Here is a 21,038-nt window from a genome sequence, read left to right on the forward strand (position 1 = left end):
GTCAGTTACGAACAGAAGGAGTCCAGTATGAAAAGTACCACCTATGCGCTTATTGCTGTCGCCGCGATCGCGGCATTTGCCCTCCTGCGCGAACACTGGTCACATGTGGCAGGTTACTGGCCATATCTGTTATTGCTGGTCTGCCCGCTAATGCATCTTTTCCACGGCCACGGAGGGCATGGAGATCATCAACATCACGGAAGTGAAAACGATAAAAAAAATTAATCCGGCAGACGGGGCCGCGTCGCGGTCCCGTTATCAGTCCAGGTATCGTTCGTAGTCTCTGGCATGCGCAAAGGCATGCTGTTCGAGTTTGTTATCAGCGGGTGCCGCTGCCCGGAACGCCAGAGAGTTAACAGGGTTGTTATTGATGACCAGCTCGTAATGCAGATGAGGACCGGATGAACGTCCGCTGTTACCGGATAACGCAATAGCACCTCCCCGTGTAACCCTGGCCCCTTTAGTAACGAGTATTTTATTGAGGTGGAGATAGCGAGTTTTAACACCGGCTTTTCCCGTTACTTCAACAAAATATCCCATGGTACTGTTGTATTCGGCCCGGGTGATTTTTCCGTCGATGACGCTGACTATTTTCGTGTTCATGGACATGGAATAATCAATGCCATTATGGGGACTCACTTTTCCCGATACCGGGTTAAGTCTTGCAGGATTGAAAGGCGAACTGAGTCTTGCTGTGGCCGGTAACGGATAATCGAGACTGCCTTTCCCGGAAGTATCGGAAAGGTTATAGAACTTTTTATCTGATATACGATACGCCGTGTAATTAAATGAACCGGACGTAAATTTATAGGCCACGACACGTGATTTTCCCGCTTTCTTTTGCAGTACGAGTTTTAATGATTCATTTTTTTTCAAATGCCGCAGATTAAACCGGGAAGGCAAGGAGCGCTGAAGAGTAGCGATCTCGTTCGATTCCAGCCCCGAGCGGGTGGCTGAAAGGTAGGCATTTTCTTTTACGACATCGGTAGAATACATTTACTGGAATTCGCCGTTAGCATGAACACTGCGGCGTATGCTAGGGGTTTTCAGGAGGCGTGTCATCTGTCAGTTAATCGGGAGCACCGTTGATGGTCGTCATTTTTGTAACATATCTTGTTTCCCGTTTGCTCCTGAAGCTCTGGGAACTGTATGACCAGCCCGACGGTGATGATTAACGGGACTGAAACAGGTTACGGCAGAGCAATATGGGGCTCATGTCCTGCTACGTAACCCGTCAGTAAAGCCCTGCTGCGCACCTGACGCTAAGCACTAACCCGCCTGCAGTTACCTGGTCGAATACAGCCCGCGAAGCTTTCTTGCCTGCGTCTGATGTGCTTCCGCACCGGCATTATTGACCTGCTCATGCACGAGAGCGGCTTTTTCTCCGGCATTCAGTTCGTTAAAAGAAGAAGACGAGGTCTTTGAATTTGCATCACTGCCGGACAGCATTTTTTTATGTTCCTCAATCATTTTCTGATGCGCATAGGACGCGCTGTTGTTCATAAATGAATGAGCAACAATGGCCCTTTCATGTTCATTCATTTCAGAGAATGAGGGCGTGTTGTTTTTATTAACCCTGTCCGGTAAGTTTTCATGCGTCGAGGAATTCACATGACTGACGGCTGAGGCATTATTAACAAATCGATGTGCTTCATGGGCAATATCACTGGACTGAGCAAAAGCTGCCCCACAAAATAAAGCTGTAAACGCAGTGGTCGTGATTAATATATTCATGTGTAATTACCTTCTGAGGTACATAAAAGATGTCCTTATGATCATATATAAAAATAATCAACCTGTGGGGAAGATGACGTAAATGTAATACAGCTATGTACATTACACGATTGTAATGAATTTGTTTCTTAAGGTGTGCTAGATTCATTTCATTGTAAGTGGATGAACCAGTAATTTAATTTAAATCGGTTCTCGAATTCTGTCAGTAACCATACTTTAAATAAGGGAATGCGCATGCTGTTGAAAACGTCTCGACGAACTTTCCTGAAGGGGTTAACCCTCTCTGGCGTAGCCGGAAGTCTTGGCGTATGGAGTTTCAATGCGCGTTCCAGTCTGAGCCTGCCAGTTGCCGCATCCCTGCAGGGTACTCAGTTTGACCTGACCATTGGTGAAACGGCCGTCAATATCACGGGCAGTGAGCGTCAGGCCAAAACAATCAATGGAGGCCTGCCGGGGCCCGTTCTTCGCTGGAAAGAAGGTGACACCATTACCCTGAAGGTCAAAAACCGTCTTAATGAACAGACGTCCATTCACTGGCACGGCATTATTCTTCCGGCCAATATGGATGGTGTTCCGGGGCTGAGTTTTATGGGCATAGAGCCTGATGATACCTACGTTTACACCTTTAAGGTTAAGCAGAACGGGACTTACTGGTACCACAGCCATTCCGGTCTGCAGGAACAGGAGGGGGTATACGGTGCCATTATCATCGATGCCGGGGAGCCAGAACCGTTTACTTACGATCGTGAGCATGTGGTCATGTTGTCTGACTGGACCGATGAAAATCCTCACAGCCTGCTGAAAAAATTAAAAAAACAGTCGGATTACTACAATTTCAATAAACCAACCGTTGGCTCTTTTTTCCGCGACGTGAATACCAGGGGGCTGTCAGCCACCATTGCCGATCGGAAAATGTGGGCTGAAATGAAAATGAATCCGACTGACCTCGCGGATGTCAGTGGCTACACCTACACCTATCTCATGAACGGGCAGGCCCCGCTGAAAAACTGGACCGGACTGTTCCGTCCCGGTGAAAAGATACGCTTACGGTTTATCAACGGCTCGGCAATGACCTATTTCGATATCCGTATCCCCGGGCTGAAAATGACGGTCGTGGCTGCAGATGGCCAGTATGTAAACCCGGTTACCGTTGACGAATTCAGGATTGCCGTTGCCGAAACCTATGATGTCATTGTGGAGCCTCAGGGTGAGGCCTATACCATCTTCGCACAATCCATGGACAGGACCGGTTACGCTCGAGGGACACTGGCCACGAGAGAGGGGTTAAGTGCTGCCGTTCCCCCCCTCGATCCCCGTCCTCTGTTGACCATGGAAGATATGGGTATGGGGGGAATGGGACATGATATGGCAGGAATGGACCACAGCCAGATGGGAGGCATGGATAACAGCGGAGAGATGATGTCTATGGACGGTGCTGACCTTCCGGATAGCGGGACATCCTCCGCGCCCATGGATCACAGCAGCATGGCCGGTATGGATCATTCCCGGATGGCCGGAATGCCGGGTATGCAAAGTCATCCTGCGTCAGAAACGGATAACCCACTGGTTGATATGCAGGCGATGAGCGTCTCTCCGAAGTTAAATGATCCGGGTATTGGTCTTCGAAATAACGGAAGAAAGGTTCTCACGTACGCGGATTTGAAAAGCCGCTTTGAGGATCCTGACGGACGTGAACCTGGCCGTACCATAGAACTGCATTTAACCGGCCACATGGAAAAGTTTGCCTGGTCATTTAACGGAATCAAGTTTTCAGATGCCGCACCGGTGCTGCTGAAATACGGTGAGCGGCTCAGGATCACGCTGATCAACGATACCATGATGACTCACCCCATTCACCTGCATGGTATGTGGAGCGATCTGGAAGATGAAAACGGTAATTTCATGGTTCGTAAACACACAATAGATGTTCCCCCTGGTACAAAACGCAGTTACAGAGTGACAGCAGATGCGCTTGGCCGCTGGGCGTATCACTGCCATTTGCTCTATCACATGGAAATGGGAATGTTTCGTGAAGTCCGGGTGGAGGAATGATGCGAATGAAGAGAAATTTGAAGGCCATACCTGTTCTGGTCGCCGGTTTGTTTACCTCACAGCTTTCTATTGCGGCGGGCTCCGTCTCTGCAGATCCCCACGCCGGGCACGACATGTCTGCCATGCAGATGCCAGCAGATGAGAATTTCACTGAGATGACGTCAATGGAGCCCATTGTAACTGAGAGCAGAACGCCAATTCCGCCTGTTACCGATGCCGACCGGAAGGCTGCATTCGGCAATTTACAGGGGCATGCGATTCACGACAGTGCGATTAATTATCTGGTTCTGCTGGATCAACTGGAATGGCAACGGTCGGATAACACCAACAATTTCAGCTGGAGTGTTAACAGCTGGATTGGAGGCGACACAGATCGGATTTGGCTAAAGAGTGAAGGTGAACGAAGCAATGGGGAAACGGAGGCGGCTGAAGCGCAGTTACTCTGGGGACATGCGGTTGGCCCATGGTGGGATTTGGTTGCGGGTGTCAGGCAGGATTTCAGACCTGCTTCTGCCCGGACCTGGGCTGCTGTCGGTTTTCAGGGGCTGGCACTCTATAATTTTGAGTCTGAAATTACGGGTTTTGTCAGTAATGGCGGAAAAGCAGCCCTTCGTCTGGGAGGAGAATACGACGTTTTACTGACTAACCGGCTCATACTCCAGCCATCCTATGAGGTGAATTTCTACAGTCAGGATGATGAATCGCGGGGTCGCGGCAGGGGACTGACTGACACAGAGCTGGGGCTCCGGCTGCGCTATGAAATACGCCGTGAGTTTGCACCCTATATAGGCGTTTCCTGGAATCAACTTTACGGGAAAACATCCGATATGGCGAAAAGAGAAGGTGAGAAAGACCATCAGGTAGTATTCCTGGCGGGAGCCAGAATCTGGTTTTAACGCACTGATATAAAACACTCAACTAAACAGGTAAATAAAATGTCGATTTTAAATAAAGCCATTCTTACAGGTGGCCTCGTTATGGGCGTTGCTTTCTCTGCTATGGCCCATCCGGAATTAAAAAGCTCTGTGCCACAGGCTGATTCAGCCGTAGCGGCCCCGGAAAAGATTCAGCTTAATTTCTCGGAAAATCTGACCGTGAAATTCTCAGGTGCAAAATTAACGATGACGGGTATGAAAGGCATGTCATCACATTCTCCGATGCCGGTCGCGGCAAAAGTGGCGCCAGGCGCTGACCCTAAATCGATGGTCATTATTCCGCGAGAGCCTTTACCCGCTGGCACTTATCGTGTTGACTGGCGCGCGGTTTCTTCAGATACGCACCCTATTACCGGTAATTACACCTTTACAGTGAAGTAATATTATGAACGACCTGATTATGATTGTTATTCGTTTTCTTCTTTATCTGGATTTGATGGTAATATTTGGATTGCCATTTTTTCAGATATATGGAATAAGCGGTGTCAGACATGAAACCTATAACCTGACTAATTTCAGGTCGTTTATAACTTTTGCTGTTGTTACAGGCATCATTCTTACTGGCATTAATATGCTCCTGGTATCTAATGCCATGAGTGGAGTAACTGACCTCAGAGAATTATCCATCCATGTTATCGAGATGGTGATAGAAGAAACTGATGTGGGTATTAGCTGGATTGTCAGGCTCTGTGCCCTGTTTACCACACTCGGTGCTTTGTTCCTTTACACTAATAAGAGAGTATTGTCCTGCCTGCTGATGACGATGAGTGGGGGCGTGGCGCTGGCTACACTTGCCTGGGGAGGACACGCCGTTATGCATGACGGTCTGCATTACTATCTCCATTTACTGAGCGATCTGACCCATCTCGGCGCTGCAGGTGCCTGGACAGGTGCTCTGGTTGCATTTGCTATCCTGCTGATGCGCAGAAACGAGCATAATGCACAGAGCGTCATTGTGATATCTGACTCCCTGGCAAAATTTGCCACGGCAGGAACGGTGATTGTTGTAGCCCTGATCCTGAGTGCGCTGGTCAACTATCTGTATATTGCTGAGGGTAACTTAACTCCCTTATTCAACAGTTCCTGGGGGAGGATATTGCTTGCCAAGACGGCTCTGTTTGTTCTGATGCTTCTTCTGGCTGCAGCAAACCGGTTTCACCTGGGTCCCCGGCTTGAAGTTATGGTCAGGGAAGGGAATTATGATCGCAGCGTTGCCCTGATGCGAAACAGCATCCTGACAGAATTCGTTGTTGCGATTATCATTCTGGGCGCCGTAGCGTGGCTCGGAATGCTTGCTCCGTCTCAGGTCAGCTAGGGGACAGCCAAAGCTCATGCGTGAGATTTTTACTTTCATATCAGCGAGTTGACCATGCAGCGTATTTTAATCGTTGAAGACGAACAAAAAACAGGTCGTTACCTGCAGCAGGGACTGGTTGAGGAAGGCTATCAGGCCGATCTCTTTAATAATGGCCGCGATGGTCTCGGGGCCGCGTCGAAGGGACAGTATGATTTGATAATACTGGACGTGATGCTGCCTTTCCTCGACGGGTGGCAAATCATCAGCGCACTGAGGGAGTCCGGGCACGAAGAACCGGTCCTGTTTTTAACCGCAAAGGACAACGTGCGGGACAAAGTGAAAGGACTGGAGCTTGGCGCAGATGACTACCTGATTAAGCCCTTTGATTTTACGGAGCTGGTTGCACGTGTAAGAACCCTACTGCGCCGGGCACGCTCGCAGGCCGCAACAGTCTGCACCATCGCCGATATGACCGTTGATATGGTGCGCCGGACCGTGATCCGTTCGGGGAAGAAGATCCATCTCACCGGTAAAGAATACGTTCTGCTTGAGTTGCTGCTGCAACGCACCGGAGAAGTGTTACCCAGGAGTCTTATCTCGTCCCTGGTCTGGAACATGAATTTTGACAGTGATACGAATGTGATTGATGTCGCCGTGAGACGTCTGAGAAGTAAAATTGATGATGACTTTGAGCCAAAACTGATCCATACCGTTCGCGGTGCCGGATATGTCCTGGAGATCAGAGAAGAGTGAGGTTCAAAATTTCCCTGACCACACGCCTGAGCCTGATTTTTTCTGCGGTGATGCTTACGGTATGGTGGTTATCAAGTTTTATCCTGATTAGCACCCTTAATGGCTATTTCGATAATCAGGACCGCGATTTTCTGACAGGTAAACTTCAGCTCACCGAAGAGTTTCTTAAAACAGAGACGTTCAGGAACAAAACGGATATTAAGTCATTATCAGAAAAAATAAACGATGCGATGGTGGGGCACAATGGCTTATTCATTTCTATAAAAAACATGGAAAATGAAAAAATTGTTGAACTCTATGCCAAAAATTCTGTTGTTCCAGCGGTCCTGCTTAATAAGTCGGGTGATATTCTCGACTATATGATCCAGACGGAAGAAAATAACACCGTGTACCGCAGTATCTCGCGGCGGGTTGCCGTGACGCCGGAACAGGGTAAAAGCAAACATGTCATCATTACGGTTGCCACGGATACTGGGTATCACACCCTGTTTATGGACAAACTCAGTACCTGGCTGTTCTGGTTCAATATCGGTCTGGTCTTTATTTCTGTTTTTCTGGGCTGGCTGACCACACGTATTGGTCTGAAACCGCTACGGGAAATGACCAGTCTGGCTTCCTCCATGACCGTACACAGCCTGGATCAGCGTCTAAATCCCGATCTGGCTCCGCCGGAAATCTCTGAGACCATGCAGGAGTTCAATAATATGTTTGATCGCCTGGAGGGGGCATTCCGGAAACTGTCAGATTTCTCGTCTGACATCGCGCATGAGCTGCGCACACCAGTCAGTAATCTGATGATGCAGACGCAGTTTGCACTGGCTAAGGAAAGGGATGTTTCGCATTACCGCGAAATTTTATTCGCTAACCTGGAAGAACTGAAAAGGTTGTCACGAATGACCAGTGACATGCTTTTTCTGGCACGTTCAGAGCATGGTCTGCTGCGGCTGGATAAACATGATGTGGATCTGGCAGCCGAACTGAATGAATTACGTGAGTTGTTCGAGCCCCTGGCAGACGAAACAGGAAAGACAATCACGGTTGAAGGAGAGGGCGTTGTTGCCGGAGACAGCGATATGCTCCGACGTGCTTTCAGTAACCTGCTTTCCAATGCAATCAAGTATTCTCCCGATAACACCTGTACAGCGATACACCTTGAGCGTGACAGTGACTGTGTGAACGTGATGATTACGAATACGATGTCCGGCCAGGTTCCCGCTAATCTGGAACGTTTGTTTGACCGGTTCTATCGCGCAGACTCATCAAGGTTCTACAACACGGAAGGCGCGGGGCTGGGATTATCAATTACAAGGTCGATCATTCATGCTCACGGCGGCGAGCTGTCAGCAGAACAGCAGGGGCGTGAAATTGTGTTCAAAGTGCGCCTGTTAATGGATTAATCCCGTTGTTCAGGAGAAACCTGGAAGGTGACAAAATTGTCATCATTCAGTCACGCGATAAACAGAGGCGGTTTTTTATAATTATTCATAAATCAGGAGCAGCGTGATAACACAATCACCTGGTTCCTGGAGTGATGATTAACCCGCCCTGAGATCAACTGCTTTCTCTGTTATAAGCCATTGATTGTTTGGGTATGTAAACACCGGAGACCCAACCATGAAAAAGATTCTCGTATCATTTGTTGCCATTATGGCTGCCGCTTCATCTGCCATGGCTGCAGAGACAATGAACATGCATGACCAGGTAAATAATGCACAGGCACCTGCCCACCAGATGCAGTCATCTGCTGAAAAAAGTGCAATTCAGGGAGACAGCATGACAATGATGGATATGAGCAGTCACGATCAGGCCGCAATGTCCCATGACATGATGCAAAACAGCAATTCTGCTGCCCACCAGGACATGGCTGAAATGCATAAAAAAATGATGAAAGCTAAACCCGGAGCTACCAACGAAACAGCAAAGTCATTTTCTGAAATGAGCGAGCATGAGAAGGCCGCAGCTGTACATGAGAAGGCGAATAATGGTCAGTCTTCCGTTGTTCACCAGCAGCAGGCTGATAAGCATCGCAGTCAGATCACCCAGAATTAACCCGCAGCTCCACTTGTTAGACCCTCATTTGACGCCGAAGTCACTGGCTTACGCTCCCGTCCGGGAGCGTTTTTTTTCCCATATATCAAACTTTAACTCTGAAGAGGTGGAAGTATCTGACCAACACTGTCACGTAACGCCAGATAACTACAAAAACACCTTTTTCCTTCTGTAAATTGCAGTTCCTGCAAGAACATCAAGGCATAATGTTGGAACAGCGTGTGATACACACTTAGCATCATGTTTTGTATGTGTTTTTTTAAAACTTTACAACTTTAAAGTCTTTTTCAGGTTAAAGGATACAACTTTAATGTCTCTACACAAACGTCTCATGAGGACGCTAAACGCTGATGCGATGTTCTTTAAGCTTACGCCACAATGTGGTGGGGCTTATTCCGAGCATTGTCGCGGCTTTGGTACGGTCGCCTGCCGTGGTTTCAATGACGCGGGTAATGAGCTGTTTTTCCTGTTTCTTAAGCAGGTTGGTAGCGTCCACCGTCATTTCGCTTGTGGGGAGGCGCGAAACCTCCTCCGGCGAAACGGAGGACATCTGGCACAACTGCTGAAGATCCGCTTTGCTCACCACATCCGTTTGTAATAACACAACGAGCCGATAAACCACCGCCTGCAGCTCACGAATGTTGCCCGGCCAGGTATACGCGTTTAAAAACGCCTGGGCTTCCGGGGTAAATATCAGCGTTTTGCCTTGCTGCGCCAGCAGGTGCTGCACGATCAGCATGACGTCGCCGGGGCGCTCGTGGAGCGCGGGCAACGCCAGTTCGAGAATGTTGATGCGGTACCAGAGATCCTGACGAAATTCACCCGCGTCGACCTGCGCCTTCAGCGGTTTATTACTGGCGGTAATAAGGCGGAAGTTGGCGGTAATCAACGAGTCGCCGCCGATCCGGGAAAACTGTTTTTCCTGTAATACGCGCAGCAATTTTACCTGCACCGATAACGGCGCTTCGCTGATTTCATCAATGAACACCGTGCCGTCTTTCGCCATTTCGAAAATGCCGGGTTTGCCGCCTTTACGGGCGTTGGTAAATGCGCCATCGGCATAGCCAAACAGTTCGCTTTCCAGCAGGCTTTCCGGGATGGCCGCGCAATTGATGGCGATAAAAGGACAATGGCTGCGTGCGCTATGGTTATGGATGCTCTGGGCGAAAAGCTCTTTCCCCGTCCCGGTAGCACCGGTGATATTGACCGGTAAATCATGTTGGGCGCACAGCTTTGCTTTCGCAATGACGTCAAGGATTTGCCGCGACTGGCCGATAATATCGTCAAAGTGATACGACGTGGTAAAGCCGCGCAGTTTGCTTTTTTTATTCGCCACGGAATGCCAGAGCGCATTATCCTGGCTTAAGCCGGTGATAATCGAAAACGAGTGTCGACGGTTGGCAAAATGTTTGATCGAGACGTAGACCAGATTTCCGTTAATTTCCGTCGGCTGTTCCTTCAGGCTTATTTCATTAATAATGCTACCGTACAGATCTTTAAACGCCTCTTTTTTGAAGAGTTTATCGCCCGGATGGCACTGAAACAGGGTCATACCGGTGGCATTAACGCTAATGACTTCCCCCATCTGGTCAATACACATAATGCCTTCACGCGACTGATTCAGCGCCGACTGGCTCATTAACAGTTTTGTGTTTTCCTGATTGATATATTTCAGCAGACTCCAGGCTTCGTTAATGGCTTGTTCGATGGAGATATTATCGGTATCGCCCATGACCGCATTTAAGCCGTACTTTTTCGCCATTTCAGCCACTGTCAGGCCGCCAATCACCAGCTGATAGTCATTTTCGGCCAGATTTTTAACCACGTTTTCAATATCATAATGGTTATAGACCTGGCAGATCTTGAACTCTTCGTTGGTCATATTTTGATAATGGCGCAGCGCATTACAAAACTGAGGGAAACCAATAGCGGCAATTTTCTGCGACTTGTGTTTGGCTTCCTGCAGGATGCGATAAACGCCGTGAAAATCATGGGCGATCTCGATAACCGGAATGGTCATATTGCTGCGTAACAGGGCGGCGGTGCCACCGCGGCTGATAATAATTTTTGTGCCGGCGCGAATCATCTCATCCGCTTTTTCCAGCACGTCAGAATAATGAAATTCGTATACGGGAATATCCAGTTTGCGTTCTATTAACACATTGGCGATGCGCTGAGTGATGGTGCTGGAAACAGAAAAGATAACAATCTCATTATTCTTCATTTATTCATCACTTACGGCTGGCGTCCTGATTTATAAAAAGAACCTTACACAAACCATTGTGTAAGGTTCAACAGGCAATGCTCAGAAATGAAGACGACGATAAACAATCTGACCGTTGCAGAGTGTGGCGCAGTTATCGATATACCGATCGCCCTCTATTTTTACGCCGCGGGTATCTTCAAAGACGATCCGCTCCTTGCGTAGCTTCACAAGGGAAATATCGGCAAACGCGCCAGGCTTTAACGTGCCGATGTCTCCTTCCATTTTCATCAGGCGGGCTGGCGTGGTGGTGACTGCGCGCAGGACGTCAAAAAATGACATGCCCATGTTGAGATATTTCGACATTACGTGCAGCAGGCTGTACACCTTATCCGTCCGCAGGCTATTTCTTTGCGTCAGGTCAGTGCTGATGATATCCGGGTAAAAACCTTGCTCCATCGCATTGCTGGCCACGTTGAAGTCAAAATGCGCCACCCCGTTGGAGCAGTCGAAAATCACGCCCCGCTTTTTGGCCTGTTTCACCGCCGGGTAAACTTCGCCCTGCGCGTTCAGTATCGAGTGACCCGTACCGTGGAAGCAGTGGGCGTATATATCGTTTGCCTGAAAATGACCTATCAGCTCATCGGCGGGCAGCAGGGCATCTGTAACATGAACGCAGAGGGAAGTGTTCAGCTCACGCGCCAGCGCGACGGTGGTAAGGAAAGGATCGCTGGAGTACGCTTTTCCCTTCGCAATATCCTGGCTGTAACGCAGCTTCAGACCAAGGATATTGTCGCTGTTTTCCGCCAGCGTCCGGGCAATGCGTTCCACGTTGTAATTCGCGGGATTGGTGTTTTCCAGATAACCGGTTGGCCCGCCCCCGAGCGTGGAAAGCCCGACGTTCACCACGTTGAGATAGCTTTTTATCTTTACCATTGAAGATGCGATCACGCTGTGACGAAACAACGCGTAGTTCACCCATCCGCTGCTTCCCGCATCCACCACGCTGGTGACGCCATTCGGCAGGCAGATAATATCCGGGTTCACGCTGATTGCCGTACCGCCATGAAACACATGGGCATGAAAGTCGATCAGACCCGGCAGGACGAGACAGCCAGCGGCATCGATCACCGTTTCCGCCTGGGTGGCGTCGACGTTATCCAGATCGACAATGCGGTTGCCAATAATCCCGATGCTGCGATTCAGGTATTCATTGCTTTCGACATCGGCAATCAGGCCATTTTTGATCAGAATATCCAGTTTCATTGCTATCTCCTTTAAATACCGATGAATTTCCAGTAAGGAATGCCGATCAGGAAGTAAACCAGAACGTTAATCACCACCATAATGGTACCTAACAGCCAGAAGGTTTTTTGCGGGACATAGCCGCTGGAGAAGGTAAAAACCCCCGCGCCGTTGCCGTAGTGGGTCAACAATGCGCCATAACCTGCTGAAAACGCTAAAGACAGCGCCACATACATCGGGTGCGCCTGGGTGGTCATGCCAAGAGTAAACAGCACCGGGTAGAACGAGACGACAAAAGCGCTGTTAGAGACGAAGAAGTAACGTACCGCGAGGCTGATAAACACCAGCACCGCGATGGCGCTGAATTCGCTCAGGTGCGACAAATCAAGATAGTTTTTGATGACGTCGACGAGGAAGACATAAAAACCGCCCTTTGACAGCGCCACCGCGCAGCCATAGAACGCGCCGTACCAGACAAAGGTTTGCCAGGCGGATTTCTCACTGACCACATCGTTCCAGCTTAAAACGCCAAACAGCAACAGACAGGCAAGGAAAGCCAGTCCCACAGGTATAAAGGCGATGCCGGTGAGCGAACCCGTCATCCAGCCCAGTACGCCGAGGATGAAAAAGACGATCAGCAGTTTTTCTTCCCGCTTCACCGGCCCCAGCTCACGCAGGCCTTTTTCGGCGATGTCGTTCACGTTGGCGATTGTTTTTAACTCTGGCGCGTAGATTTTATACAGGATCCATGGCGACAGCAGCAGAACCAGTCCGGCGGGCACGATGGCAGCCTTAAACCAGGTCATCCATTCCAGGTTGACCTTCATAATTTCGTTCGCCAGCGACACGGTAATTGAGTTGGTGGCCATCCCGGTCAGAAACAGGCTGGAGGTGCCCATTGAGACGACATACATCAGGATAGTCAGATAAGCGCCGATTTTGCGGCTGCCCTCATCCGGCTTTGAGCCCAGCGCTTCGGCAATGTTGCGGAAAATGGGGTAGGTGATGCCGCCGGAACGGGACATGTTTGAGCCGGTGGCGGGCGCGAGAACGGTATCGGTTACCATCATCAAATAGCCGAGCGTCAGGGTATTCTTCCCGTAACGCTTAAGCAGCATATAGGCGATGCGCTTGCCGAGGCCGGTGATCACAAACGCTTTGCAGATGATAAAGGCGCTGATAATAAACCAGACCATCGGACTGCCGAATCCGGCAAACAGCGGACCGGGATCGAGCACCAGAGACGCGAATCCCAGAATAATCAGCATGATCACCGCATCGGTAAACGGGCGCAGCACCAGGCCGCACAGCATTGCCAGATAAATCCCCACCATATGCCAGGTGGCGGCGGAAACGCCTTCAGGATTAGGTATTATCCAGAACAAGACCGGGAAAAAAATAATGGGTAAGAGTTTTAAATAAAGCATGTTAATTACCTTTGCTTTAAAGCCGCGGCTCATCAGACGTCGCGGCGTTTTATTATTTATTCGTATTAACGGTAAGTGTCGTCGATGAACTCAACGCCTTTGTCTTCAAGCGTCTTCTTAACCCACTGACGGTTCGCGGCGCCGTTTTTAGCCGCTTCGACCTTACTTGCGTCAAATTTTGAATACTCTTTTGCTTTCGCCAGCAGCGCTTCGGCGTCGCCAAGCGGCACCACGATGACGCCATCGGCGTCGCCGACAATCAGGTCGCCCGGATTCACCGCCACACCGCCGACGGCGATCGGCGTATTCACTTCGCCCGGCCCTTCCTTAAAGGGGCCTGCCGGGTTTGCGCCGGTAGCAAAGAGCGGGAAGTCGAGGACGGAAAGCGCGTCGATATCACGGATGGGGCCGTCGAGCACAATTCCGGCGATTTTTTTGCAGCAGTGCGCGTAGGCCACCATGATCTCCCCCATCAGCGCGCGGGAGCGGTCGCCTTCATTAGAGACCACAATCACGTCGTTTTCCGTCGCCATATCCAGCGCCGCATGCAGCATTAGGTTATCCCCGGCGCGCGCTTTCACGGTGATAGCAAAGCCTGCCATAATCGGCTTCTTCGGCGCGGAAATACGCTTTATGCCGTTGCCGAGTACCGCGATACGGTTCATGGTGTCGGCAATATTTGCCGCCGGAAGCTGTTCATACGCTTTGAGTAGTTCAGGATTGCCTTGCGGGCGTTGTAAAAAAATACGGTTGCCAATAGACATGTTTTTCTCCTTAAAAACCCGGAACCGGCCAGGACGGTTTTTTACCGGACAGGACTTCATCAATCCCGATGGCGGAATGCAGTGAAGCGCGATCGGTCGCTTCGATCGTGGCGGCGCCGATATGCGGCCCAATCACGATATTGCTCAGTGAAAAAATGGGATCGTTGGCGTCGAACGGCTCTTTTTTCAGCACATCGATGCCTGCGCCCGCGATGGTGTTACTGGTGAGCGCGTGATAGAGCGCTTTTTCATCCACCAGCTTGCCGCGCGCGGTGTTGATGAAATAGGCCGAAGGTTTCATCAGGGAGAACTGCTTTTCACCGACAAAATCGGTGGTTTCGGCGGTGGTCGGACAATGCAGCGAAACAAAGTCGCTCTCTTTAAAGATGCGTTCGAAGTCATCCGTCATCTGGACGCCCTGCGGCACTTGCTGCTGGGTTTTATACGGATCGTACGCAATGACTTTCATGTTGAAGCCGTGCAGGGCTTTCAGGGCCACGCGGGAGCCGATATTCCCCACCCCGATCAGGCCGAGCGTTTTGCCATCCAGCTCCACTTTGGGGGTACGCAGTTTGGCCCAGTAGTAATCTTCAAGCATCTTTTCTTCGACCAGCTTAAAGTTACGCGAGCAGTGCAACATGTAGAAAATCGTCAGTTCGGCAACCGACATGCTGTTGGCGATAGGCGCGTTAAGAACCACCACGCCGTGGCGTTTGGCTGATTCAAGATCGACAGTGTCATAACCCGCGCCGTGACGTGCGACCACCTTCAGCTTTTTAGCCGCTTCAAAGACGCGATCGGACATTTTGGACAGGCGAACGATAATACCGTCGCAATCCGGGATATCGCGGATAATGTCCTCTTCTTCCATGCCTGAGCCGGTAATCAGCTCATAACCGCGGCTTTCCAGATATTCTCTCCCTTCTGCCATGATTTCCTGCGGGAGTAAAATTTTGTACGTCATTTAACTATCTCCAGTGTTGATTACACCGGTGATATTGCAGAGGGCGTGCCATAACCTTGCAGAACGCAGTGAATTTTTATAATGCATTGAAAATAATCTATTATTTTTTAAATGGGTGAGGCGAGTGAGACCTGTTCAGGTGATGTTCTTCACATTCTGGCTGGCCGCCGAAATAGCGATATTTGCAAAGTGAAAGGGGGTGAAATGCAGAATGAAATCCGAAATGGAACGCGATCACATCGTCCATGCCAGCGCCCTGCGGCGCCGCCAGAGTACGGCCTTCGTTCAGTCCGGGACAATACAGGGCGATAAGTGAATTCCGTTACGGGCGTCATTGACAAGAATTACTGAATAGACTTATTAATCGCAGGTGTTAGTATCCTATTGATAGTAGTTATGAGTATGCGTGTTTCATTTACGGCCAGGATCGCTGATGATGACAACATTACTACCCGTTTTTCGCACTTCTCCATCATTCACTTTCCTTCACGGCACGCGTCGCGCTGACGCCCGGATGCCGCACGGCTACTTTCTCGCTTTCCTTCTTATCCCGGAAGGAAGATCCCGCTGAACGCGCGTTCGGCGGGTGTTGTAACACGCATGGTTTGCTGACAGGGATTATGGCGGGTCGATTATGGACAAGAGTAAACGTCATTTGGCGTGGTGGGTGGCAGGCGTGCTGGCGGTGGTCGCGGCGGCGGCGTGGTGGATGCTGCGCCCCGCTGGCGTGCCGGAGGGCTTTGCCGCCAGTAACGGCAGGATCGAGGCGACGGAAGTGGATATCGCCACCAAAATCGCCGGACGCATTGACGCTATTCTGGTGAAAGAGGGGCAGTTTGTTCGCCAGGGCGAGGTGCTGGCGAAGATGGATACCCGCGTGTTGCAGGAGCAACGGCTGGAAGCCATCGCGCAAATTAAAGAAGCGGAAAGCGCCGTTGCCGCCGCGCGGGCGCTTCTTGAGCAGCGCCAGAGCGAAACCCGCGCCGCGCAGTCGGTGGTGAAACAGCGTGAAGCCGAGCTGGCTTCGGTCTCTAATCGTCACCTTCGCTCACGCTCGCTTTCCCAGCGTGGCGCGGTGTCGGCGCAGCAACTGGATGACGATCGCGCCGCCGCCGAAAGCGCCCGCGCGGCGCTGGAGTCGGCAAAAGCGCAGGTCTCTGCCGCTAACGCGGCGATCGAAGCCGCGCGTACCAGCATCATTCAGGCGCAAACCCGCGTGGAAGCCGCGCAGGCCACCGAACGTCGCATCGTCGCCGACATTGAGGACAGTGAACTGAAAGCGCCGCGCGATGGCCGGGTGCAGTACCGGGTGGCGGAACCGGGCGAAGTACTGGCGGCGGGAGGTCGGGTGCTGAATATGGTCGATCTCAGCGATGTTTATATGACCTTTTTCCTGCCTACCGAACAGGCCGGACTGCTGAAGATTGGCGGCGAAGCGCGACTGGTGCTGGATGCCGCGCCGACGCTGCGTATTCCCGCCACCATTAGCTTTGTCGCCAGCGTCGCCCAGTTCACTCCGAAGACCGTTGAGACGAGCGATGAGCGACTGAAGCTGATGTTTCGCGTCAAGGCGCGTATCCCACCGGAACTGCTCGAACAGCATCTGGAATATGTGAAAACCGGGCTACCGGGAATGGCGTGGGTGAGGCTGGATGAAAAACTCCCGTGGCCTGAGTCGCTGGCAGTGAGGCTGCCGCAATGACGCATCTGGCGCAGGTTTCCGTACCTCCCGTGGCGCACCTTGACGGCGTGAGTCAGCATTACGGGGCTACGGTCGCGCTGAACAACATCACGCTGGACATTCCCGCCCGCTGCATGGTGGGGCTGATTGGCCCGGACGGGGTGGGAAAATCAAGCCTGCTGTCGCTGATTTCCGGCGCGCGGGCGATCGAACAGGGAAACGTGAGGGTGCTTGGCGGCGATATGCGTGACCCGAAGCACCGCCGCGAGGTGTGTCCGCGCATCGCCTGGATGCCGCAGGGGCTGGGAAAAAACCTCTACCACACGCTGTCGGTGTATGAAAATGTCGACTTTTTTGCCCGCCTGTTTGGGCATAGCAAAGCCGAGCGCGAAGCGCGTATCAATGAACTGTTGAACAGCACCGGGCTGGCGCCGTTTCGCGACCGTCCCGCCGGAAAACTGTCGGGCGGCATGAAGCAAAAGCTGGGACTGTGCTGCGCCCTGATCCACGACCCGCAGTTATTGATTCTCGACGAGCCGACCACCGGCGTTGATCCGCTTTCCCGCGCGCAGTTCTGGGACCTTATCGACAGCATTCGCCAGCGTCAGACCAACATGAGCGTGCTGGTCGCGACCGCCTATATGGAAGAGGCTGAACGTTTTGACTGGCTGGTGGCAATGAACGCGGGTGAGGTGTTGGCAACCGGCAGCGCGCAGGCGTTGCGCGAGCAAACCGCCAGCGACTCGCTGGAGCAGGCGTTTATCGCCCTTTTACCCGAGGCGCAGCGGCAGGCCCACAAACCGGTGACTATCCCGCCGTATGACGCGGAACAGGCGGAAATTGCGATAGAGGCGAAAGCGTTGACTATGCGCTTTGGCAATTTCGTCGCTGTCGATCACGTTAACTTCCGCATTCCGCGCGGCGAGATTTTTGGCTTTCTCGGTTCGAACGGCTGCGGGAAATCCACCACCATGAAAATGCTGACCGGGTTGCTGCCCGCAAGCGAAGGCGAAGCGTGGCTGTTTGGTCAACCGGTCGATCCGAAGGATATCGAAACTCGCCGCCGCGTCGGCTATATGTCGCAAGCCTTTTCACTCTACAGCGAGTTGACGGTGCGGCAAAATCTGGAGCTGCACGCCCGCCTTTTTCATATACCGCAAGCGGAGATCCCGGCGCGGGTCAATGAGATGAGCAAACGCTTTATGCTCACCGAAGTGGAAGACATCCTGCCGACATCGCTCCCGCTCGGCATTCGTCAACGCCTGTCGCTGGCCGTGGCGGTGATCCATCGCCCGGAAATGCTGATCCTTGACGAACCGACTTCCGGCGTCGATCCGGTCGCCAGGGATATGTTCTGGCAACTGATGGTCGATTTATCCCGTCGCGACAAAGTGACCATTTTTATCTCCACCCACTTTATGAACGAGGCGGAGCGTTGCGACCGCATGTCGCTGATGCACGCCGGGAAAGTGCTGGCCAGCGGCACACCGCGGGAACTGGTAGAACGGCGCGGCGCCGCCACGCTGGAAGACGCGTTTATTGCCTGGCTGGCGGAAGCGTCGGGTCCGGCCCCGACGCCGGACGCGTCGTTGCCGCTGAAGACGACGCATGAGCGGGAAAAACCGCCGCGCCAGGGCTTCAGCCTGCGCCGTCTGTTCAGCTATAGCCGTCGCGAAGCGCTGGAGCTGCGTCGCGATCCGGTTCGTTCAACGCTGGCGCTGATGGGGACGGTGATCCTGATGCTGATCATGGGTTACGGCATCAGCATGGACGTTGAAAACCTGCGCTTTGCGGTGCTCGACCGCGACCAGACAGTCAGCAGCCAGGCGTGGACGCTCAACCTGTCCGGTTCCCGTTATTTTATTGAACAACCACCGCTTACCAGTTATGACGATCTCGACCGGCGAATGCGCGCGGGTGAAGTGGCGGTAGCGATTGAAATTCCGCCTGATTTTGGCCGCGACATTGCCCGCGGCACGCCGGTGGACATTGGCGTATGGGTTGATGGCGCGATGCCGAGCCGCGCCGAGACGGTGAAAGGTTATGTACAGGCGATGCACCAAAGCTGGCTGCAGGAGGTGGCGAGCCGCCAGCCAACGCCCGTAACGCAGTCCGGTTTACTGACCATCGAAACCCGCTATCGCTATAACCCGGACGTGAAAAGTCTGCCCGCTATTGTTCCGGCGGTGATCCCGTTGCTATTAATGATGATCCCTTCCATGCTCAGCGCGCTGAGCGTGGTACGGGAAAAAGAGCTCGGGTCAATCATCAACCTGTACGTAACGCCGACCACCCGCAGCGAATTTCTGCTCGGCAAACAGCTGCCGTATATCGCGCTGGGGATGCTCAATTTTCTGCTGCTCTGCGCGCTGTCGGTGTTCGTGTTTGGCGTTCCGCATAAGGGCAGTTTTCTGACGCTCAGCCTCGCGGCGCTGCTATATGTCACCATCGCCACCGGCATGGGGCTGCTGATTTCTACGTTTATGAAAAGCCAGATTGCGGCAATTTTCGGTACGTCCATTATCACGCTGATCCCGGCCACCCAGTTTTCAGGAATGATCGATCCGGTGGCTTCGCTGGAAGGTCCAGGCCGGTGGATTGGCGAGATCTACCCGACCAGCCATTTTCTGACGATCGCCCGCGGAACATTTTCGAAAGCGCTGGATCTCGCCGATCTCTGGCCGCAGTTCCTGCCGCTGCTGGTGGCCATTCCGCTGGTGTTGGGACTGAGCATTCTGCTGCTGAAAAAACAGGAGGGGTAATGCGCCGGTTACGCAATATTTTCAATTTGGGCATTAAAGAGTTACGCAGCCTGCTGGGTGATAAAGCGATGCTGACGCTGATCGTTTTCGCGTTTACCGTCTCGGTATACTCCTCCGCCACCGTACTGCCCGGTTCGCTGCATCTGGCGCCGATTGCGATTGCCGACATGGATCAATCGCCGTTGTCGAATCGCATCGTGAACAGCTTTTATCGCCCGTGGTTTTTACCGCCGGAAATGATCACCGCTGACGAAATGGACGCCGGGCTGGACGCGGGTCGCTACACCTTTGCGGTGAACATTCCGCCCAATTTTCAGCGCGACGTGCTGGCCGGACGGCAACCGGATATTCAGGTCAACGTTGACGCCACGCGGATGAGCCAGGCGTTTACCGGCAACAGCTATATCCAGAATATCATTAACGGCGAGGTGAACAGTTTTGTCGCCCGTTATCGCGACAACAGCGAGCCGCCGGTCTCACTGGAGACGCGAATGCGTTTTAACCCGAACCTTGACCCGGCGTGGTTTGGCGGCGTAATGGCGATTATTAACAACATCACCATGCTGGCGATTGTGTTGACCGGCTCAGCGCTGATCCGTGAACGTGAACACGGCACCATTGAACACCTGCTGGTGATGCCGATTACGCCGTTTGAGATCATGATGGCGAAGGTCTGGTCGATGGGGCTGGTGGTGCTGGTGGTTTCTGGCCTGTCGCTGCTGCTGATGGTGAAAGGCGTGCTCGGCGTGCCGATCGAAGGTTCGATCCCGTTGTTTATGCTGGGCGTAGCGCTGAGCCTGTTCGCCACCACTTCCATTGGTATCTTTATGGGCACGCTGGCGCGTTCCATGCCGCAACTGGGCCTGCTAATGATTCTGGTGCTGTTGCCGTTACAGATGCTTTCCGGCGGTTCGACGCCGCGCGAAAGTATGCCGGAGGCGGTCCAGGACATCATGCTGACCATGCCAACCACTCATTTTGTCTCGCTGGCGCAGGCGATTCTCTATCGCGGCGCGGGGTTTGGCATCGTGTGGCCGCAGTTCCTCACCCTGCTGGCTATTGGCAGCGCCTTCTTCCTGATCGCCTTGTTCCGTTTCCGGAAAACGATCGGCACGATGGCGTAATCCGGCCTGCGGTCGCGAACTGCGCCAGGCCGGAGAAGCGCAGCGCAC

The 21,038-nt window shown here is 52.3% G+C and carries 18 protein-coding genes; 11 read left to right on the forward strand and 7 right to left on the reverse strand.

Annotation, left to right across the window (positions count from 1 at the left end):
- Nucleotides 1–27: 27 nt before the first annotated feature.
- Nucleotides 28–225, forward strand: coding sequence for a DUF2933 domain-containing protein (locus JY391_RS01245; RefSeq protein WP_000843494.1), 198 nt, complete (start codon nt 28–30; stop codon nt 223–225).
- A 33-nt stretch (nt 226–258) separates the two neighbouring features.
- Here the strand turns inward: JY391_RS01245 and JY391_RS01250 are convergent, their stop codons facing one another.
- A complete protein-coding gene (locus tag JY391_RS01250; RefSeq protein WP_163181471.1) occupies nt 259–996 on the reverse strand; it encodes a peptidoglycan DD-metalloendopeptidase family protein in 738 nt (245 codons plus the stop codon).
- A 288-nt stretch (nt 997–1,284) separates the two neighbouring features.
- Nucleotides 1,285–1,734, reverse strand: coding sequence for a PcoE/SilE family metal-binding protein (locus JY391_RS01255; protein WP_001023257.1), 450 nt, complete (start codon nt 1,732–1,734; stop codon nt 1,285–1,287).
- Between the two features lie 234 nt (nt 1,735–1,968).
- On the opposite strand from JY391_RS01255, the gene pcoA reads away from it, so the two are divergent.
- From pcoA to pcoE, 7 genes are all read left to right on the forward strand, one after another.
- Nucleotides 1,969–3,786, forward strand: a complete 1,818-nt coding sequence (pcoA, locus tag JY391_RS01260; RefSeq protein WP_000925240.1) for a multicopper oxidase PcoA — start codon at nt 1,969–1,971, stop codon at nt 3,784–3,786.
- Nucleotides 3,787–3,791: 5 nt separating this feature from the next.
- Complete coding sequence (pcoB, locus tag JY391_RS01265; protein WP_001378118.1) at nt 3,792–4,682, forward strand: copper resistance outer membrane transporter PcoB; 891 nt, start codon at nt 3,792–3,794, stop codon at nt 4,680–4,682.
- A 39-nt stretch (nt 4,683–4,721) separates the two neighbouring features.
- Nucleotides 4,722–5,102 carry a copper resistance system metallochaperone PcoC gene (pcoC, locus tag JY391_RS01270; protein WP_000025662.1) on the forward strand — a complete coding sequence of 127 codons (381 nt, stop codon included), beginning with the start codon at nt 4,722–4,724 and terminating at the stop codon, nt 5,100–5,102.
- 55 nt (nt 5,103–5,157) lie between these two features.
- Nucleotides 5,158–6,036 carry a copper resistance inner membrane protein PcoD gene (pcoD, locus tag JY391_RS01275; RefSeq protein ID WP_229692861.1) on the forward strand — a complete coding sequence of 293 codons (879 nt, stop codon included), beginning with the start codon at nt 5,158–5,160 and terminating at the stop codon, nt 6,034–6,036.
- Between the two features lie 54 nt (nt 6,037–6,090).
- Nucleotides 6,091–6,771 (forward strand): copper response regulator transcription factor PcoR, encoded by a 681-nt coding sequence (gene pcoR, locus JY391_RS01280; RefSeq protein ID WP_001188930.1) that lies wholly within the window; start codon nt 6,091–6,093, stop codon nt 6,769–6,771.
- Nucleotides 6,768–8,168 (forward strand): copper resistance membrane spanning protein PcoS, encoded by a 1,401-nt coding sequence (gene pcoS, locus JY391_RS01285; RefSeq protein WP_001211180.1) that lies wholly within the window; start codon nt 6,768–6,770, stop codon nt 8,166–8,168. The genes pcoR and pcoS overlap by 4 nt, the downstream gene beginning before the upstream one ends.
- A gap of 217 nt (nt 8,169–8,385) precedes the next feature.
- Complete coding sequence (gene pcoE / locus JY391_RS01290) at nt 8,386–8,820, forward strand: copper resistance system metallochaperone PcoE (protein WP_000723069.1); 435 nt, start codon at nt 8,386–8,388, stop codon at nt 8,818–8,820.
- Nucleotides 8,821–9,160: 340 nt separating this feature from the next.
- On the opposite strand, the gene JY391_RS01295 is transcribed toward pcoE, so the two are convergent.
- The 5 genes from JY391_RS01295 to JY391_RS01315 all read right to left on the reverse strand — a co-directional run bounded on the left by JY391_RS01295 (nt 9,161) and on the right by JY391_RS01315 (nt 15,423).
- The gene (locus JY391_RS01295) at nt 9,161–11,044 is read right to left on the reverse strand and encodes a sigma 54-interacting transcriptional regulator (protein WP_060570203.1); all 1,884 of its coding nucleotides are present in this window, start codon (nt 11,042–11,044) and stop codon (nt 9,161–9,163) included.
- Nucleotides 11,045–11,125: 81 nt separating this feature from the next.
- A complete protein-coding gene (locus JY391_RS01300; protein ID WP_042286672.1) occupies nt 11,126–12,289 on the reverse strand; it encodes a metallo-dependent hydrolase in 1,164 nt (387 codons plus the stop codon).
- Nucleotides 12,290–12,300: 11 nt separating this feature from the next.
- A complete protein-coding gene (locus JY391_RS01305; protein WP_042286947.1) occupies nt 12,301–13,695 on the reverse strand; it encodes a DASS family sodium-coupled anion symporter in 1,395 nt (464 codons plus the stop codon).
- A 65-nt stretch (nt 13,696–13,760) separates the two neighbouring features.
- Nucleotides 13,761–14,459, reverse strand: coding sequence for an RraA family protein (locus JY391_RS01310; RefSeq protein WP_042286670.1), 699 nt, complete (start codon nt 14,457–14,459; stop codon nt 13,761–13,763).
- A gap of 10 nt (nt 14,460–14,469) precedes the next feature.
- Nucleotides 14,470–15,423 carry a hydroxyacid dehydrogenase gene (locus tag JY391_RS01315; RefSeq protein ID WP_042286667.1) on the reverse strand — a complete coding sequence of 318 codons (954 nt, stop codon included), beginning with the start codon at nt 15,421–15,423 and terminating at the stop codon, nt 14,470–14,472.
- 634 nt (nt 15,424–16,057) lie between these two features.
- Here JY391_RS01315 and JY391_RS01320 point away from each other — a divergent pair.
- The 3 genes from JY391_RS01320 to JY391_RS01330 are packed head-to-tail and all read left to right on the forward strand — an operon-like array spanning nt 16,058 to nt 20,990.
- Nucleotides 16,058–17,125 (forward strand): HlyD family secretion protein, encoded by a 1,068-nt coding sequence (locus JY391_RS01320; protein WP_042286665.1) that lies wholly within the window; start codon nt 16,058–16,060, stop codon nt 17,123–17,125.
- Nucleotides 17,122–19,866, forward strand: a complete 2,745-nt coding sequence (gene rbbA / locus JY391_RS01325) for a ribosome-associated ATPase/putative transporter RbbA (protein ID WP_211935116.1) — start codon at nt 17,122–17,124, stop codon at nt 19,864–19,866. Before JY391_RS01320 ends, rbbA begins: the two co-directional genes overlap by 4 nt.
- Nucleotides 19,866–20,990, forward strand: coding sequence for an ABC transporter permease (locus JY391_RS01330; protein ID WP_042286658.1), 1,125 nt, complete (start codon nt 19,866–19,868; stop codon nt 20,988–20,990). Before rbbA ends, JY391_RS01330 begins: the two co-directional genes overlap by 1 nt.
- The last annotated feature ends 48 nt before the right edge of the window (nt 20,991–21,038 follow it).

Source organism: Citrobacter sedlakii, assembly GCF_018128425.1.
GTDB classification, from domain to species: Bacteria; Pseudomonadota; Gammaproteobacteria; order Enterobacterales; family Enterobacteriaceae; genus Citrobacter_A; species Citrobacter_A sedlakii.

Coding starts and splice junctions, on each gene's coding strand:
- pcoA (WP_000925240.1), top strand. CDS start 1,969: ATGCTGTTGAAAACGTCTCGACGAACTTTCCTGAAGGGGTTAACCCTC.
- JY391_RS01315 (WP_042286667.1), bottom strand. CDS start 15,423: ATGACGTACAAAATTTTACTCCCGCAGGAAATCATGGCAGAAGGGAGA.
- JY391_RS01310 (WP_042286670.1), bottom strand. CDS start 14,459: ATGTCTATTGGCAACCGTATTTTTTTACAACGCCCGCAAGGCAATCCT.
- JY391_RS01255 (WP_001023257.1), bottom strand. CDS start 1,734: ATGAATATATTAATCACGACCACTGCGTTTACAGCTTTATTTTGTGGG.
- pcoB (WP_001378118.1), top strand. CDS start 3,792: ATGAAGAGAAATTTGAAGGCCATACCTGTTCTGGTCGCCGGTTTGTTT.
- JY391_RS01320 (WP_042286665.1), top strand. CDS start 16,058: ATGGACAAGAGTAAACGTCATTTGGCGTGGTGGGTGGCAGGCGTGCTG.
- pcoD (WP_229692861.1), top strand. CDS start 5,158: ATGGTAATATTTGGATTGCCATTTTTTCAGATATATGGAATAAGCGGT.
- pcoR (WP_001188930.1), top strand. CDS start 6,091: ATGCAGCGTATTTTAATCGTTGAAGACGAACAAAAAACAGGTCGTTAC.
- rbbA (WP_211935116.1), top strand. CDS start 17,122: ATGACGCATCTGGCGCAGGTTTCCGTACCTCCCGTGGCGCACCTTGAC.
- JY391_RS01330 (WP_042286658.1), top strand. CDS start 19,866: ATGCGCCGGTTACGCAATATTTTCAATTTGGGCATTAAAGAGTTACGC.
- pcoC (WP_000025662.1), top strand. CDS start 4,722: ATGTCGATTTTAAATAAAGCCATTCTTACAGGTGGCCTCGTTATGGGC.
- JY391_RS01295 (WP_060570203.1), bottom strand. CDS start 11,044: ATGAAGAATAATGAGATTGTTATCTTTTCTGTTTCCAGCACCATCACT.
- JY391_RS01305 (WP_042286947.1), bottom strand. CDS start 13,695: ATGCTTTATTTAAAACTCTTACCCATTATTTTTTTCCCGGTCTTGTTC.
- JY391_RS01300 (WP_042286672.1), bottom strand. CDS start 12,289: ATGAAACTGGATATTCTGATCAAAAATGGCCTGATTGCCGATGTCGAA.
- JY391_RS01250 (WP_163181471.1), bottom strand. CDS start 996: ATGTATTCTACCGATGTCGTAAAAGAAAATGCCTACCTTTCAGCCACC.
- pcoE (WP_000723069.1), top strand. CDS start 8,386: ATGAAAAAGATTCTCGTATCATTTGTTGCCATTATGGCTGCCGCTTCA.
- JY391_RS01245 (WP_000843494.1), top strand. CDS start 28: ATGAAAAGTACCACCTATGCGCTTATTGCTGTCGCCGCGATCGCGGCA.